The sequence below is a fragment of the Kluyvera sp. CRP genome, from assembly GCF_019930565.1.
In the GTDB taxonomy this organism is placed as follows: domain Bacteria; phylum Pseudomonadota; class Gammaproteobacteria; order Enterobacterales; family Enterobacteriaceae; genus Kluyvera; species Kluyvera georgiana_A.
This window is the reverse complement of record NZ_CP082841.1, coordinates 1,699,118-1,714,390: the sequence shown is the minus strand read 5'-3', so window position 1 is coordinate 1,714,390 and position 15,273 is coordinate 1,699,118. Positions and strand designations below refer to the sequence as shown.

At 54.9% G+C, this 15,273-nt stretch carries 14 protein-coding genes and 2 tRNA genes; 4 read left to right on the top strand and 12 right to left on the bottom strand.

What is annotated here, in order from left to right; translation table 11 throughout:
* Nucleotides 1-12: 12 nt before the first annotated feature.
* The 3 genes from nusA to K7B04_RS08060 form a co-directional block, all read right to left on the bottom strand.
* Nucleotides 13-1,515, bottom strand: coding sequence for a transcription termination factor NusA (nusA, locus tag K7B04_RS08070; protein WP_106927222.1), 1,503 nt, complete (start codon nucleotides 1,513-1,515; stop codon nucleotides 13-15).
* 27 nt (nucleotides 1,516-1,542) lie between these two features.
* Complete coding sequence (gene rimP, locus K7B04_RS08065; protein WP_064541967.1) at nucleotides 1,543-1,995, bottom strand: ribosome maturation factor RimP; 453 nt, start codon at nucleotides 1,993-1,995, stop codon at nucleotides 1,543-1,545.
* 208 nt (nucleotides 1,996-2,203) lie between these two features.
* Nucleotides 2,204-2,280: transfer RNA gene (locus K7B04_RS08060), tRNA-Met, on the bottom strand.
* Between the two features lie 335 nt (nucleotides 2,281-2,615).
* Here K7B04_RS08060 and argG point away from each other — a divergent pair.
* Nucleotides 2,616-3,959 carry an argininosuccinate synthase gene (gene argG / locus K7B04_RS08055; protein WP_000207646.1) on the top strand — a complete coding sequence of 448 codons (1,344 nt, stop codon included), beginning with the start codon at nucleotides 2,616-2,618 and terminating at the stop codon, nucleotides 3,957-3,959.
* Nucleotides 3,960-4,022: 63 nt separating this feature from the next.
* On the opposite strand, the gene K7B04_RS08050 is transcribed toward argG, so the two are convergent.
* A complete protein-coding gene (locus K7B04_RS08050) occupies nucleotides 4,023-4,928 on the bottom strand; it encodes an AraC family transcriptional regulator (protein ID WP_223803794.1) in 906 nt (301 codons plus the stop codon).
* A gap of 115 nt (nucleotides 4,929-5,043) precedes the next feature.
* Between K7B04_RS08050 and K7B04_RS08045 the strand changes: the two genes are divergently transcribed.
* On the top strand, nucleotides 5,044-5,580 hold the full coding sequence (locus K7B04_RS08045) for a peroxidase-related enzyme (RefSeq protein ID WP_223803793.1): 537 nt from the start codon (nucleotides 5,044-5,046) through the stop codon (nucleotides 5,578-5,580).
* A gap of 57 nt (nucleotides 5,581-5,637) precedes the next feature.
* On the opposite strand, the gene K7B04_RS08040 is transcribed toward K7B04_RS08045, so the two are convergent.
* The 6 genes from K7B04_RS08040 to rlmE form a co-directional block, all read right to left on the bottom strand.
* Nucleotides 5,638-5,724: transfer RNA gene (locus tag K7B04_RS08040), tRNA-Leu, on the bottom strand.
* A 9-nt stretch (nucleotides 5,725-5,733) separates the two neighbouring features.
* Complete coding sequence (gene secG / locus K7B04_RS08035; protein WP_064541957.1) at nucleotides 5,734-6,066, bottom strand: preprotein translocase subunit SecG; 333 nt, start codon at nucleotides 6,064-6,066, stop codon at nucleotides 5,734-5,736.
* A gap of 226 nt (nucleotides 6,067-6,292) precedes the next feature.
* On the bottom strand, nucleotides 6,293-7,630 hold the full coding sequence (glmM, locus tag K7B04_RS08030; protein ID WP_163447790.1) for a phosphoglucosamine mutase: 1,338 nt from the start codon (nucleotides 7,628-7,630) through the stop codon (nucleotides 6,293-6,295).
* The gene (gene folP, locus K7B04_RS08025; RefSeq protein ID WP_163447789.1) at nucleotides 7,623-8,471 is read right to left on the bottom strand and encodes a dihydropteroate synthase; all 849 of its coding nucleotides are present in this window, start codon (nucleotides 8,469-8,471) and stop codon (nucleotides 7,623-7,625) included. Before folP ends, glmM begins: the two co-directional genes overlap by 8 nt.
* 94 nt (nucleotides 8,472-8,565) lie before the next feature.
* On the bottom strand, nucleotides 8,566-10,503 hold the full coding sequence (gene ftsH / locus K7B04_RS08020) for an ATP-dependent zinc metalloprotease FtsH (RefSeq protein WP_163447788.1): 1,938 nt from the start codon (nucleotides 10,501-10,503) through the stop codon (nucleotides 8,566-8,568).
* 100 nt (nucleotides 10,504-10,603) lie between these two features.
* On the bottom strand, nucleotides 10,604-11,233 hold the full coding sequence (gene rlmE, locus K7B04_RS08015) for a 23S rRNA (uridine(2552)-2'-O)-methyltransferase RlmE (RefSeq protein ID WP_064541917.1): 630 nt from the start codon (nucleotides 11,231-11,233) through the stop codon (nucleotides 10,604-10,606).
* 126 nt (nucleotides 11,234-11,359) lie between these two features.
* Between rlmE and yhbY the strand changes: the two genes are divergently transcribed.
* The gene (gene yhbY, locus K7B04_RS08010; protein WP_024133059.1) at nucleotides 11,360-11,653 is read left to right on the top strand and encodes a ribosome assembly RNA-binding protein YhbY; all 294 of its coding nucleotides are present in this window, start codon (nucleotides 11,360-11,362) and stop codon (nucleotides 11,651-11,653) included.
* A gap of 154 nt (nucleotides 11,654-11,807) precedes the next feature.
* On the opposite strand, the gene greA is transcribed toward yhbY, so the two are convergent.
* Nucleotides 11,808-12,284 carry a transcription elongation factor GreA gene (greA, locus tag K7B04_RS08005; RefSeq protein ID WP_064541914.1) on the bottom strand — a complete coding sequence of 159 codons (477 nt, stop codon included), beginning with the start codon at nucleotides 12,282-12,284 and terminating at the stop codon, nucleotides 11,808-11,810.
* 246 nt (nucleotides 12,285-12,530) lie between these two features.
* Here greA and dacB point away from each other — a divergent pair, with 246 nt between their 5' ends.
* Nucleotides 12,531-13,964 (top strand): serine-type D-Ala-D-Ala carboxypeptidase, encoded by a 1,434-nt coding sequence (gene dacB, locus K7B04_RS08000; protein ID WP_223803792.1) that lies wholly within the window; start codon nucleotides 12,531-12,533, stop codon nucleotides 13,962-13,964.
* Nucleotides 13,965-14,095: 131 nt separating this feature from the next.
* Here the strand turns inward: dacB and cgtA are convergent, their stop codons facing one another.
* On the bottom strand, nucleotides 14,096-15,271 hold the full coding sequence (cgtA, locus tag K7B04_RS07995; protein ID WP_163447786.1) for an Obg family GTPase CgtA: 1,176 nt from the start codon (nucleotides 15,269-15,271) through the stop codon (nucleotides 14,096-14,098).
* Nucleotides 15,272-15,273 lie beyond the last annotated feature (2 nt).

Below are 15,273 nucleotides of genomic sequence, written 5' to 3'. Positions count from 1 at the left end.
TGCTACAGTTTATTACGCTTCGTCGCCGAACCAGCAAATGTTACGCGCAGCCATAATCAGCTCACCCGCTTTCTCGTCGGTTAACCCTTCGATATCAGACAGGTCGTCAACGCCTTGTTCAGCGAGGTCTTCCAGCGTACAAACACCACGAGCGGCCAGTTTGAAAGCCAGTGCGCGATCTAACCCTTCCAGGTTCAGCAGATCGTCAGCCGGTTTGTTGTCACCGAGGCTTTCTTCCTGGGCAAGTGCCAGAGTGGTCAGGGCGTTTTTCGCGCGTTCACGCAGCGCCTCAACGGTCGCTTCGTCCAGACCATCAATTTCCAGCAGTTCTTTCATCGGCACATAGGCCAGTTCTTCAAGCGTGGAGAAGCCTTCTTCTACCAGCACAGTGGCGAACTCTTCATCAATATCAAGATATTTGGTGAAGGTATCGATAGCCGCGTGCGCTTCAGCCTGGTGCTTCGCCTGCAGGTCATCAACGGTCATCACGTTGAGTTCCCAACCGCTCAGCTGAGAAGCCAGACGGACGTTCTGACCGTTACGGCCAATCGCCTGCGCCAGGTTACCCGCTTCTACCGCGATATCCATGGTGTGCTTGTCTTCGTCAACCACAATGGATGCCACGTCAGCCGGAGCCATCGCGTTAATCACGAACTGCGCCGGGTTGTCGTCCCACAGCACGATATCGATACGCTCGCCGCCCAGTTCGGTCGAAACCGCCTGCACGCGCGCGCCACGCATACCGACGCAAGCACCGACCGGGTCGATACGCTTGTCGTTGGTTTTCACCGCGATTTTGGCACGAGATCCAGGATCGCGAGCGGCGGCTTTAATTTCGATAACTTCTTCACCGATTTCCGGCACTTCGATGCGGAACAGTTCGATCAGCATTTCCGGCTTGGAACGGGTGACGAACAGCTGCGCACCGCGCGCTTCTGGACGTACAGCGTACAGAACGCCGCGGATACGGTCGCCCGGACGGAAATTTTCACGCGGCAGCATGTCTTCACGCAGGATCACAGCTTCAGCGTTACCGGCCATCCCTTCGGATTTCACTTCCAGAGAGATGTTGTCGCGGTTCACTTTCTTCACCACGCCAGTGACGATTTCGCCTTCCTGGTCGCGGAACTGATCGACAACCATCGCGCGTTCAGCTTCACGCACTTTCTGCACGATAACCTGTTTCGCGGTCTGCGTGGTGATACGGTCGAAGGTCACAGATTCGATCTGGTCTTCAACGTAGTCGCCGACGTTCAGGCTTTCATCTTCGAAGCGTGCCGCTTCAAGGGTAATTTCTTTGGTTGGCTGGGTCACTTCTTCAACAATGACCCAGCGACGGAAAGTATCGAAGTCGCCGCTGCGACGATCGATTTCAACGCGTACGTCGATTTCCTGTTCGTATTTTTTCTTTGTCGCCGTTGCCAGCGCACTTTCCAGCGCTTCGAAAATCTTCTCACGCGGCAGCGCTTTCTCGTTGGAGACGGCTTCAACAACAGCCAAAATTTCTTTGTTCATCGGGGCCTTTCACCTCAATCCAGACTGTTAAAAGTGGGGAACCAGGTTCGCCTTCTGGATGTTACTCAGCGCGAACACTTCATCTTTGCCTTCGACTGTCACAGTGATCATCTCACCGTCTACCGCTTTGATAATGCCCTGCCACTTACGACGGTTCTGTACCGCCATGCGCAGGACCAGCGTCACCTCTTCACCCAGGAAACGCACATAGTGTTCAGCGGTGAACATAGGACGGTCGAGGCCCGGAGAGGAAACTTCCAGGTTGTAAGCCACAGTAATAGGATCTTCGACGTCCATCACCGCGCTTACCTGGTGGCTCACATCAGCACAATCATCAACATTGATGCCATCTTCACTATCAATATAGATGCGCAGTGTGGATGTGCGACCGCGAATAAATTCGATGCCGACCAGTTCGTAGCCCAGGGCTTCAACCGGCGCTGTAATCATCTCTGTTAATTTTTGCTCTAATGTGGACAAACCCACCCCCAAGACATAAAAAAAGGGCCTAAAGCCCAGTTATTCTGTAGTCAGATAACAAAAAACCCCGATAAATCGGGGCTTTAGATAACTGAACCCTATAGCCGCAACTGCGGCCTGGAGAACCTTCCGAAAGAATTTTTTTTCAAATCCAGCTACGAAGGCCTAAGTCTTCACAGTATATTTGAAAATGAACTCTAAGGGAAAGTGGTTGCGGGGGCCGGATTTGAACCGACGACCTTCGGGTTATGAGCCCGACGAGCTACCAGGCTGCTCCACCCCGCGCCTGAAACGTGGCAAATTTTACGCGTTTTGAGTAAAAAATGCAAATAATGCTGGGATTTGGTACCGAGGACGGGACGTAAAATCGACCTGTAGTATAGTGATGTGGCTCACAGCTTGTCAACCTCACATTCTATGCAGAAGAAATGCGCTGCAGATCGCGGTAGGGTAATGCTGGTAACCTTCGCTGCCGACGCGGATTTTTTGAATAAAAATGCATGAATCCCTTCCGGTCCATGACAAAACATGATTAAATGAAAACTCATTTATTTTGCATAAAAATTCACTGACAGCGAAACGCGATTTCTCCTTCAGTCAATCACGCAGGGTTTTACTTTATGACGACGATTCTCAAGCATCTTCCGGCAGGTCAACGTATTGGTATCGCCTTCTCTGGCGGTCTCGACACCAGCGCAGCGCTGCTGTGGATGCGACAAAAAGGCGCTGTCCCTTATGCATATACTGCAAACCTGGGCCAGCCAGACGAAGATGATTATGATGCGATTCCTCGTCGTGCAATGGAATATGGCGCAGAGAACGCTCGTTTGATCGACTGCCGTAAACAGCTGGTTGCCGAAGGCATCGCGGCTATTCAGTGTGGCGCCTTCCACAACACCACCGGCGGCCTGACCTATTTTAATACCACCCCGTTGGGCCGCGCTGTGACTGGCACCATGCTGGTTGCCGCCATGAAAGAAGACGGCGTGAACATCTGGGGCGACGGCAGCACCTATAAAGGCAACGATATTGAACGTTTCTATCGTTATGGCCTGCTGACCAACGCCGAGCTGCAGATTTACAAACCATGGCTCGATACCGACTTTATCGATGAGCTGGGCGGCCGTCATGAGATGTCTGAATTTATGATCGCCTGCGGCTTCGACTACAAAATGTCCGTCGAAAAAGCCTACTCCACCGACTCCAACATGTTGGGCGCGACGCACGAAGCGAAAGACCTCGAGTTCCTGAACTCCAGCGTCAAGATCGTCAACCCGATTATGGGCGTGAAGTTCTGGGACGAGAGCGTGAAGATCCCGGCGGAAGAAGTGACCGTCCGCTTCGAGCAGGGCCACCCTGTAGCCCTGAACGGTAAAACCTTCAGCGATGATGTTGAGATGATGCTGGAAGCGAACCGCATCGGCGGCCGTCACGGTCTGGGCATGAGCGACCAGATCGAAAACCGTATCATTGAAGCGAAAAGCCGCGGCATCTATGAAGCCCCGGGGATGGCGCTGCTGCACATCGCTTACGAGCGTCTGCTGACCGGTATTCACAACGAAGACACCATCGAACAGTATCATTCTCATGGTCGTCAGCTGGGTAAACTGCTGTATCAGGGCCGCTGGTTCGACTCGCAGGCGCTGATGCTGCGTGACGGCCTGCAACGTTGGGTCGCCAGCCAGATCACCGGTGAAGTGACGCTGGAACTGCGTCGCGGCAACGACTACTCCATCCTGAACACCGTGTCTGACAACCTGACCTATAAGGCTGAGCGTCTGACTATGGAGAAAGGCGAGTCCGTGTTCTCACCGGACGATCGTATTGGCCAATTGACCATGCGTAATCTGGACATTACCGATACCCGTGAGAAGCTGTTCGGCTACGCGAAAGCGGGTCTACTGACCGCCTCTTCTGCGACCGGTCTGCCGCAGGTTGAGAATCTGGAAAACAAAGGCAAATAAGCCCGCATCGTTGATGCAAAAGGCCGCGTAAGCGGCCTTTTTTGTGCCTTGAGTTGGCGACCATTAACGGCGCCGCCATTCGCCCGGCGTCAGGCCGTAGTGCTTTTTAAAACTTTTCGAGAATGAGGCCAGCGACTGGAAACCACAGCGCTCAGCAATCACCTCCAGGCGAGCCTGGCGGTCCTGATGCAGTAATCGAGCTGCCAACGCCATACGTAGCTGCGTTAGCCAGGCCTGCGGCGTCAAATGATAGGCGCGGGCAAAATGACGGGCGAAAGTCGCGCGGGATAAAAACGCTCTGGCCGCCATACTCTCCAGCGTCCACGGCTGCTCCGGCGTCGCCAGCACGGCGAGCACCGCGGGCATCAGCCGCTCATCGCTCATCAGACGCAGTAAACCGGCTGGCGGTTCTTCCGCCCCCAGCAGCGTGCGCAGCATCAGCACCAACAGCGTATCCCCAAGGCTACGGACAATAGCGCTGCCACCGGGATGTTCTGCCAGGCTTTCACGAACTAACACGTTCAACAGCGTTTCCAGTTCCGGGCAATCCTCGCGTTCATCGGTATGCAGATGAACCAGTTCGGTTTCCTCCGTAAACAGCCAGCTCACGTGGGGGCCGAAATAGAATTCACCGCACAGCATTTCCAGCGCATCGCCATCAGAGCCGGTACGCATCTCGGTCAGCGTGCCGTTAAAGCGATGAGCGACCGGCAATACCTGCCCCCACTCCACCAGACTTTCCATCAGATGCGGCGAGCCGTGCGGCAGCATAATCACATCGCCCGCACGCATTTGTCGCGTCTCTTTGCCGACGGTTAACCGCCCTTCGCCGCTGAGCACAAAGTGCCAGGGAACCACGCCCGCCCGCATCTGATTGTGTCCCGCCTGCCAGCGGCCGCCAAAGCGGCAGTGCAAGTTCACTTCACAGCGCGGCGCCAGCAACATTAAGAGATGGCTAAGACTGTCCATACGACTCCTGAGACGATAAGACAAAAAGATGAGACGAAGAGGGCCAGTCTACCACGCCGTCGTGACCTAAGATGTCCCCATGCCACAACAAACCCTCGAACAACAGGAGTAGACCATGAGCCGTTTAGCAGAGATTCGTGAACAAGACGCCACCGGAAAAGCCGCTGAGATTTTTAGTGGGATCAAAAAAGCGATGGGCAAAGTGCCAAATGCCTACCTGACCATCGGCGGACACTCCCCGGCAGCGTTACAGCAGGCACTGGCACACAATGCGATGCTGCATAAAGGCAGCCTGAGCGCCCGGGAACTGGAGGCGATTAATCTCTCGGTCAGTGAAGCCACCGGCTGTGATTACTGCCTGGCAGCCCACACGCTGATGGCGAAAAAAGCGGGCTTCAGCGGCGAGCAGATCCACGCGCTGCGCCGAGGAGATTATAAGGAAGACGCGCAACTTGATGCGCTGGTGAAATTCGCGCAAACGCTGGTGAGCACCACCGGCACGCTGCCGGAAGCGGACGTCACCGCGCTGAAGCAGGCCGGTTTTAACGACCAGCAGGTGATTGAGATTATCAGCGCCGTCAGCGCGATTCTGTTCACCAATATGGTGAACCGGGTAAATGATACGGTCGTTGATTTCCCGAAAGCCGACTAGGCCCGTTTTCTACAGACGAAAAAAAAGACGCTTTTCAGCGTCTTTTTTTCGGAATATTGGTACCGAGGATGGGACTCGAACCCACAAGCCCGTTAGGGCACTACCACCTCAAGGTAGCGTGTCTACCAATTCCACCACCTCGGTACAGAATACTTAGTGTGGGATATCGCTGGTCGGCTGAGCCGGAGCCGCTGGCTGAGTGGTTTGCTCAGTCTTCGGTGCAGTCAGGTTATCCCACTCGCTTCCTTTATTGGTCTTGTTGCTGTTGATGTTGCCCAGAACCAGACTGATGATGAAGAACAGCGTCGCGAACACAGCAGTCATACGGGTCATGAAGTTACCAGAACCGTTAGAACCAAACAGTGTAGCGGAAGCGCCTGCTCCAAAGGAGGCTCCCATATCAGCGCCTTTACCTTGCTGCAGCATAACGAGGACCACAAGGCCAATCGCTACAATAAGGAAAACAACTAAAAGAGCTTCGTACATAATCAACCTGTTCCTTGCGGGGACACCGCGTACCAAGTGCTTCGACCAATTAAGCGGGACATTTAAGTTTCCCACTGAAGCGGGTGTGAATACTAACCAAAGCGAATGACCTTCGCAAGGGCAATTTCCACACATTGTATCAACTGCGGAAAAAAACAGCAAAACAACGCATTGTCTGCAATAAAAAGGCGGCAAGCGCCGCCTTTTTAGTCACTTAGGTCACGGCTTAAGCCGCTTTTACCGCATCAGCAATACGATGGGCAAGCTCGGTGACCTGCGCTTCGTCTTCGCCTTCCACCATCACACGAATCAGCGGCTCGGTGCCGGATTTACGCAGCAGCACGCGGCCTCGGTTACCCATCGCGGCTTCCGCTTCAAGGGCCGCCGTCTTCACCGCATCGCTTTCCAGCGGGTTAGATTTACCATCGGTGTAGCGCACGTTGACCAGCACCTGCGGGAACATTTTCATGCCGCTGCACAGATCGTGCAGGCTCATGTGGTTACGCACCATGGCGGCGACCACCTGCAGGCCGGCAACAATGCCGTCACCGGTGGTGGTTTTGTCCAGCAGAATCACGTGGCCAGAGTTTTCCGCGCCAATGCGCCAGCCTTTCTCCTGCATTTTTTCCAGCACGTAGCGATCGCCCACTTTCGCCCGGGCAAACGGAATACCCAGCTGCTTAAGCGCCACTTCCAGCCCCATGTTGCTCATCAGAGTGCCGACCACGCCGCCGCGCAGTTGGCCCTGGCGCAGGGCTTCACGGGCGATGATATACATGATCTGGTCGCCATCGACCTTGTGACCCTGGTGGTCAACCATGATGACACGGTCACCGTCGCCGTCGAGCGCGATGCCAACATCGGCTTTTTCTGCCAGTACGCGAGCCTGTAACGCACGTACGTCAGTGGCGCCCACTTCTTCGTTAATGTTCACGCCGTTCGGCTCGCAGCCAATGGCAATAACGGTCGCGCCCAGCTCACGCAGCACGTTCGGCGCGATATGGTAGGTCGCGCCGTTGGCGCAGTCGACCACCACTTTCAGGCCATTCAGGCTCAGTTCGTTCGGGAAGGTGCCTTTGCAGAACTCAATGTAGCGACCCGCTGCGTCGACGATACGGCTGGCTTTGCCCAGCTCGGCGGAGTCCACGCAGGTGATTTCTTTTTCCATTTCGGCTTCAATCGCTTCTTCAACTTCGTCCGGCAGCTTGGTGCCGTCGATAGAGAAGAACTTGATGCCGTTGTCATAAAACGGGTTATGCGATGCTGAGATAACGATGCCAGCTTCGGCGCGGAAGGTGCGAGTCAGATAAGCGACCGCAGGCGTAGGCATTGGGCCGGTGAACGAGGCCGACAACCCCGCCGCCGCCAGACCCGCTTCCAGCGCGGATTCCAACATATAGCCAGAGATACGGGTGTCTTTACCGATGATGATTTTGCGTGAGCCGTGGCTTGCCAGCACCTTGCCTGCCGCCCAACCCAGCTTCAGGACGAAATCAGGGGTGATCGGCGCATCGCCTACGCGACCACGGATCCCATCGGTACCAAAATATTTGCGATTACTCATAACGTTTATTTCCCTTCGCAGACAGGGTGGCCTCAACCACACGCATCGCTTCAACAGTTTCTTTGACGTCGTGGACGCGAACAATATGCGCGCCCTGCATGGCAGCAATCACCGCGCACGCCAGGCTGCCGCTAAGGCGCTCCGACGGCCCCACGTTTAGCAGCTGACCAATCATCGATTTGCGCGACATTCCCACGAACAGCGGCAGGCCGAAATGATGGAATTCTGACAAACGCGCCAGTAATGCATAGTTATGAGAGAGATTTTTACCGAAACCGAACCCCGGGTCGAGCAACAATTTATCTTTTGAGATTCCCGCCCGCTCGCAGCGAGCAATTTGTTCGACGAAATAACGGTTCACTTCAGCAAAGACATCGTCGTATTTCGGCGCGTCCTGCATGGTTTTCGGATTGCCCTGCATGTGCATCAGCGAAACGGGAAGTCCGGTTTCGGCCGCCGCCTCCAGCGCGCCCGGTTCACTCAGTGAACGGATATCATTGATGATATGCGCGCCGGCGCGGGCGGACTCTCGGATCACTTCCGGTTTGGAGGTATCGACGGAGATCCACACTTCAAAACGCTGAGCGATGGCTTCCACTACCGGGATCACACGGTCGAGTTCTTCTTCAACGCTGACGTCCAGTGCGCCCGGACGGGTAGACTCCCCCCCCACGTCGACGATCGTCGCCCCGGCGTTAATCATCAGATTTGCATGTTTCACCGCCTCAACCAGCGTGTTGTGCGTGCCGCCGTCGGAAAAGGAGTCCGGCGTGACGTTGAGGATCCCCATCACGTGCGGATGAGAGAGATCCAGGATAGAGCCCTGGGCGGTGAGTTTCATAGCGAATCCTTTTGTTATCTATTTCTTCAATATAAAAAACCCCGGGGCAAGCCCCAGGGTTTCAGATGATGCACAGTCTTCCACGAGGGAGAGCTTATTTGTCACCCAGCTGCTCTGACATGGTGCCAGAGTCCGGCGCGCGCGGTTCATCAACCGGACGCGGTGCACTCGGCTTGCCGGTGCTGCCAGAGTTGTTGCTGTTGGACGAACCCGGTTCTTCCCAACCCGCTGGCGGACGCACGTCGCGGCGAGCCATCAGGTCGTCAATCTGCGGCGCATCGATGGTCTCATATTTCATGAGCGCATCTTTCATTGCGTGCAGAATGTCCATGTTGTCGTTCAGCAACTGACGCGCACGACCGTAGTTACGTTCGATCAGCGCCTTCACTTCCTGGTCGATGATACGCGCGGTTTCATCGGACATATGCTTCGCTTTGGCTACAGAGCGGCCCAGGAATACTTCGCCCTCTTCTTCCGCATACAGCAGCGGACCGAGTTTGTCGGAGAAGCCCCACTGAGTCACCATGTTACGCGCCAGGTTAGTCGCGACTTTAATATCGTTCGACGCCCCGGTAGAAACATGTTCGGCACCGTAGATGATCTCTTCCGCCAGACGACCGCCGTACAGGGTGGAGATCTGGCTTTCCAGTTTCTGACGGCTGGCGCTGATTGCGTCGCCTTCAGGCAGGAAGAAGGTCACACCCAGCGCACGACCGCGCGGAATGATGGTCACTTTATGTACCGGATCGTGTTCCGGCACCAGGCGACCGATAATCGCGTGGCCCGCTTCGTGGTACGCGGTGGATTCTTTCTGCGCTTCCGTCATCACCATGGAGCGACGTTCCGCACCCATCATGATTTTGTCTTTCGCTTTTTCGAACTCAACCATCGACACAACGCGTTTGTTACCACGAGCAGCAAACAGCGCCGCTTCGTTCACCAGGTTCGCCAGGTCTGCACCGGAGAAGCCAGGGGTACCACGAGCAATGATTGCCGCGTCGATATCCGGCGCCAGCGGTACGCGACGCATGTGTACTTTCAGGATCTGTTCACGACCGCGAACGTCCGGCAGACCAACCACAACCTGACGGTCGAAACGGCCAGGACGCAGCAGCGCCGGGTCAAGTACGTCCGGACGGTTAGTTGCCGCAATAACGATGATACCTTCGTTACCTTCGAAGCCGTCCATCTCAACCAGCATCTGGTTCAGGGTCTGCTCACGTTCATCGTGACCACCGCCCAGACCAGCGCCACGCTGGCGGCCGACGGCGTCGATTTCATCGATGAAGATGATGCACGGTGCCGCTTTCTTAGCTTGTTCGAACATGTCACGCACACGAGATGCGCCGACACCGACGAACATTTCCACGAAGTCAGAACCGGAAATCGTAAAGAACGGCACCTTCGCTTCGCCAGCGATCGCTTTCGCCAGCAGCGTTTTACCGGTACCCGGAGGGCCGACCATCAGGACGCCTTTCGGGATTTTACCGCCCAGCTTCTGGAAGCGGCTCGGTTCGCGCAGATACTCAACCAGCTCACCCACCTCTTCTTTCGCTTCGTCGCAGCCTGCAACGTCGGCAAAGGTGGTTTTAATCTGGTCTTCCGTCAGCATGCGCGCTTTGCTCTTGCCGAACGACATGGCGCCTTTGCCACCGCCGCCCTGCATCTGACGCATGAAGAAGATCCAGACGCCGATCAGCAGCAGCATCGGGAACCAGGAAATGAAGATCGAAGCCAGCAGGCTCGGCTCTTCTGGCGGCTCGCCAACCACTTTGACGTTTTTCGTCAGCAGGTTGTCAAGCAGCTTCGGATCGTTAACCGGGATGTAAGTCGTGTAACGGTTACTATCTTTCTTGGTAACGTTGATCTCACGTCCGTTGATACGCGCTTCGCGAACCTGGTCGTTATTGACCTCTTGCAGGAAGGTAGAATAATCCACCTTATGGCTGTTCGATTCGCTGGGCCCAAAGCTCTGGAATACTGACATCAGCACAACGGCAATGACCAGCCAGAGTATTAGGTTTTTCGCCATGTCACTCAAGGGATTAACCTCTTATTACAACTGTGTTAAAAACAGCGTCAGGATACTCTATATCCAGTTTCTTTCAAACTTTCGTTTGAAAAACCACCGTCTATGATTTTCGCCCGGTCGCTACAATGTACACTTCACGTGAACGCGCACGCGAAGAGTCCGGCTTACGAACTTTAACCTTCGTAAACAGGGAGCGAATTTCCCTTAGATACTCATCGAAGCCTTCGCCCTGGAACACCTTCACTACAAAACTTCCGCCTGGCGCTAGCACATCACGAGCCATTTCAAGCGCCAGTTCCACCAGATACATGGCCCGGGGGATATCAACCGCCGGCGTTCCGCTCATGTTTGGTGCCATATCTGACATGACAACCTGTACTTTACTGTCACCTACGCGTTCCAGTAATGCCTGCATGACGAGTTCATCACGAAAATCGCCCTGAAGGAAGTCCACACCAACGATTGGATCCATAGGTAAAAGATCGCAAGCAATAATGCGGCCTTTACCACCAATCTGCGTGACCACGTACTGTGACCAGCCACCCGGTGCAGCACCGAGGTCGACAACCGTCATCCCCGGCTTAAAAAGTTTGTCACTTTGCTGTATTTCATCAAGTTTAAACCAGGCACGGGAACGTAACCCCTTTTTCTGTGCCTCTTGAACATATTTATCGCTAAAGTGTTCCTGAAGCCAGCGGCTTGAGCTGGCAGAACGCTTTTTACCTGTCATTTAACATTCCCATCGGGACAGTTCATCGTAGCCTTTTGGCGTAAATTTCTACGCGCCATTTGGCGATATATGGGAGATGGCGGTAGAATGACCCGTTTTCAATCCCAACGTAAGCAAAAATATACGATGAATCTGAGTACTAAACAAAAACAGCACCTGAAAGGTCTGGCACATCCGCTCAAGCCGGTAGTTATGCTTGGCAACAATGGTTTGACCGAAGGGGTACTGGCCGAGATTGAACAAGCGTTAGAGCACCATGAACTTATCAAGGTGAAAATCGCCTCGGAAGATCGCGAGACCAAAACCTTGATCGTGGACGCTATCGTGCGCGAAACCGGCGCCTGTAACGTACAGGTCATCGGTAAAATGCTGGTGCTTTATCGCCCTGGTAAAGAACGCAAAATCTCGCTGCCACGTTAAGAATATCCTAATTTCTGACACAACATTGTGTTAAATGAGGGTTTTTCTTTACGAGGGCTAGCAACATGCCACGCTCTTATGCTTGATAAAAGGCCGCTATGCGGCCTTTTTCTTATCTTTACACTCAGTCAACATTTTCAGTGTTGAACAAAATTTACAGATAATCCACTGCGATGATTTCGAACTCAACTTCACCGCCCGGTGTACGGATGGTGACTACGTCGTCCTGCTCCTTACCGATAAGGCCACGGGCGATCGGCGAGTTCACAGAAATCAGGTTCTGTTTGAAGTCCGCTTCATCATCGCCCACGATGCGGTAGGTCTGTTCTTCATCGTTATCCAGATTCAACACCTTCACAGTCGCACCAAAGATAACGCGGCCATTATTCGGGATCTTGGTGATGTCGATAACCTGCGCATTAGACAGTTTCGCTTCGATATCTTTGATACGGCCTTCGCAGAATCCCTGCTGTTCGCGAGCAGCATGGTACTCCGCGTTCTCTTTCAGGTCGCCGTGCTCGCGTGCTTCGGCGATGGCCGCAATGATTTCTGGGCGACGTACAGACTTGAGAAAGTCCAGTTCTTCACGCAGTTTTTCTGCACCACGAAGGGTCATCGGAATAGCTTGCATTGTTATACCTCTTAAACATTCCTGTAGGGAGCGGTTCGCCCCGCTCCGGCCGCTAAGCCCGCCTGGGTCGCTATCAACACCAGGCCAGAAGCAAAAGAAAACCGACCCGGGTGCGAAGCCCCAGGTCAGCAGTAATTTTTAATTTGATACGCATTTTACCCCGAAGTTCACTACGGGTCATCGTTTACTTTACAGGGCGTTGGGCCGTAGTATGACGGCTTGTTTCCAGGTTGTTAGCGCGAGATTATGCGATTTTCCAGATTTATCATCGGATTGACCACCAGTATAGCGTTTAGCGTTCAGGCCGCGAATGTTGATGAGTATATCAATCAGCTTCCCGCCGGGGCCAACCTCGCGCTTTTGGTGCAGAAAGTGGGCGCACCCGCGCCGTTGATTGATTACCACGGCCAGCAGATGGCGCTACCGGCCAGTACCCAGAAGGTGCTCACCGCGCTGGCGGCCCTGCTGCAACTTGGCCCTGATTTCCGTTTTACCACCACGCTTGAGACCAAAGGCAGCGTCGATAACGGTACGCTAAAAGGCGACCTGATTGCGCGATTTGGCGGCGATCCGACGCTAAGACGCCAGGATATTCGTAATATGGTGGCGACGCTGAAAAAATCCGGCGTACAAACTATCGACGGCAACGTCCTGATCGATACCTCGATCTTTGCCAGCCACGATAAAGCGCCGGGCTGGCCATGGAACGACATGACCCAGTGCTTTAGCGCACCGCCGGCGGCAGCGATCGTCGACCGTAACTGCTTCTCCATTTCGCTCTACAGCGCGCAGAAGGCAAACGATCTGGCGTTTATTCGTATCGCCTCCTACTACCCAGTAGTTATGTTCAGCCAGGTGCGGACGCTGGCGAAAGGCTCGCCGGATGCACAGTACTGTGAGCTGGACGTCGTCCCCGGCGATCTCAACCGCTACACGCTCACCGGCTGTCTGCCGCAGCGTGCTGACCCGCTACCGCTGGCATTTGCCATTCAGGACGGCGCCAGCTATGCCGGGGCGATCATCAAAGACGAGCTGAAGCAGGCAGGCATAACCTACACCGGTACGCTGCTACGCCAGACGCTGGTCAACGAGCCGGGTACGGTAATCGCCAGTAAGCAGTCGGCACCTTTGCACGACCTGCTGAAGATCATGCTGAAAAAATCGGACAACATGATTGCCGATACCGTGTTCCGCATGATTGGCCATGCGCGCTTTGGCGTCCCGGGCACCTGGCGCGCGGGATCCGATGCGGTGCGGCAGATCCTGCGCCAGCAGGCAGGCGTCGATCTTGGCAACACGATTATCGCCGACGGCTCCGGCCTGTCGCGCCACAATCTGATCTCGCCAGCCACGATGATGCAAGCGCTACAGTACATCGCCCAGCATGATAACGAGCTGAACTTTATCTCGATGCTGCCGCTTGCCGGCCATGATGGTTCGCTCCAGTACCGTGCGGGCCTGCATCAGGCGGGCGTCGATGGCAAAGTCTCGGCAAAAACCGGCTCACTGCAGGGTGTGTATAACCTGGCAGGCTTCATCACCACCGCCAGCGGGCAGCGTATGGCCTTTGTGCAGTATCTGTCGGGCTACGCGGTGCCGCCAGCCGATCAGCGTAACCGCCGTATTCCGCTGGTGCGATTTGAGAGTCGGTTGTACAAAGACATCTATCAGAACAACTGATAGTGATGCTGCCGGATGACGCTTGCGCTTATCCGGCCTACGTCACATATAAACAAAACGGGCCGCATTTGCGGCCCGTTGAATATTCCTGTCCGGATGAGACGCGTCAGCGTCGCCATCCGGCACGAGGATTAACGCTTGTAGATGAACTCAACGCCTTCTTCGTCGTCTTCATCCCAATCGTCGTCCCACTCTTCGTCTTCAGCTTCTGCGGCGACTTCGTCAAGCTGCTGACGGTGGTAATCGTCCCACATGAACTCAACTTTCTCTGGCTGTTTCGCTTCTTCCTCCTGAGCAATTGGGTTCTCAATGATGAAGTTCATCACGTCCCAGCACAGGTCTTTGACACCCACCTGGCTTGCCGCGGAAATCAGATAGTACTTGTCTTCCCAGCCCATCGCTTCCGCAATCGCTTTAGCTTTAGCTTCGGCTTCCGCTTTGTCCATGGTGTCAATCTTGTTGAACAGCAGCCAGCGTGGCTTATTCGCCAGTTTCTCGCTGTATTTCTCCAGCTCACCAATGATGATTTTCGCGTTCTCAGCCGGATCGGAGCCGTCGATCGGATCGATATCGATGATGTGCAGCAGCACGCGGCAGCGCTCAAGGTGCTTCAGGAAGCGAATACCGAGGCCCGCGCCTTCGGATGCGCCTTCAATCAGCCCCGGGATATCGGCAATGACGAAGCTCTTCTCGTTATCGACGCGGACCACGCCAAGGCTCGGCACCAGCGTGGTAAACGGATAGTCCGCCACTTTCGGCTTCGCTGCGGAGACGGCGCGGATAAAGGTCGATTTACCGGCGTTCGGCATCCCCAGCATCCCCACGTCCGCCAGAAGCATCAGCTCCAGCTGCAGATCGCGCTTGTCGCCCGGGGTACCCATGGTTTTCTGACGCGGGGTACGGTTTACGGACGATTTAAAACGGGTGTTGCCCAGACCATGCCAACCGCCCTTAGCCACCATCAGACGCTGACCGTGTTTGGTCATGTCGCCCATGGTTTCACCGGTGCCCTGATCGATAACACGCGTACCGACCGGTACCTTGATGGTCACGTCTTTACCGCGTTTACCGGTGCAGTCGCGGCTTGCGCCGTTCTGACCACGCTCAGCGCGGAAGGATTTTTCAAAACGGTAGTCGATCAGGGTGTTCAGGTTCTCGTCGGCTTCCATCCATACGTCGCCGCCGTCACCGCCGTCACCGCCGTCCGGGCCGCCTTTCGGAATATATTTTTCACGGCGGAAGCTCACGCAACCATTACCGCCATCACCTGCTACGACCAGGATCGTTGCTTCATCAACAAACTTCATTT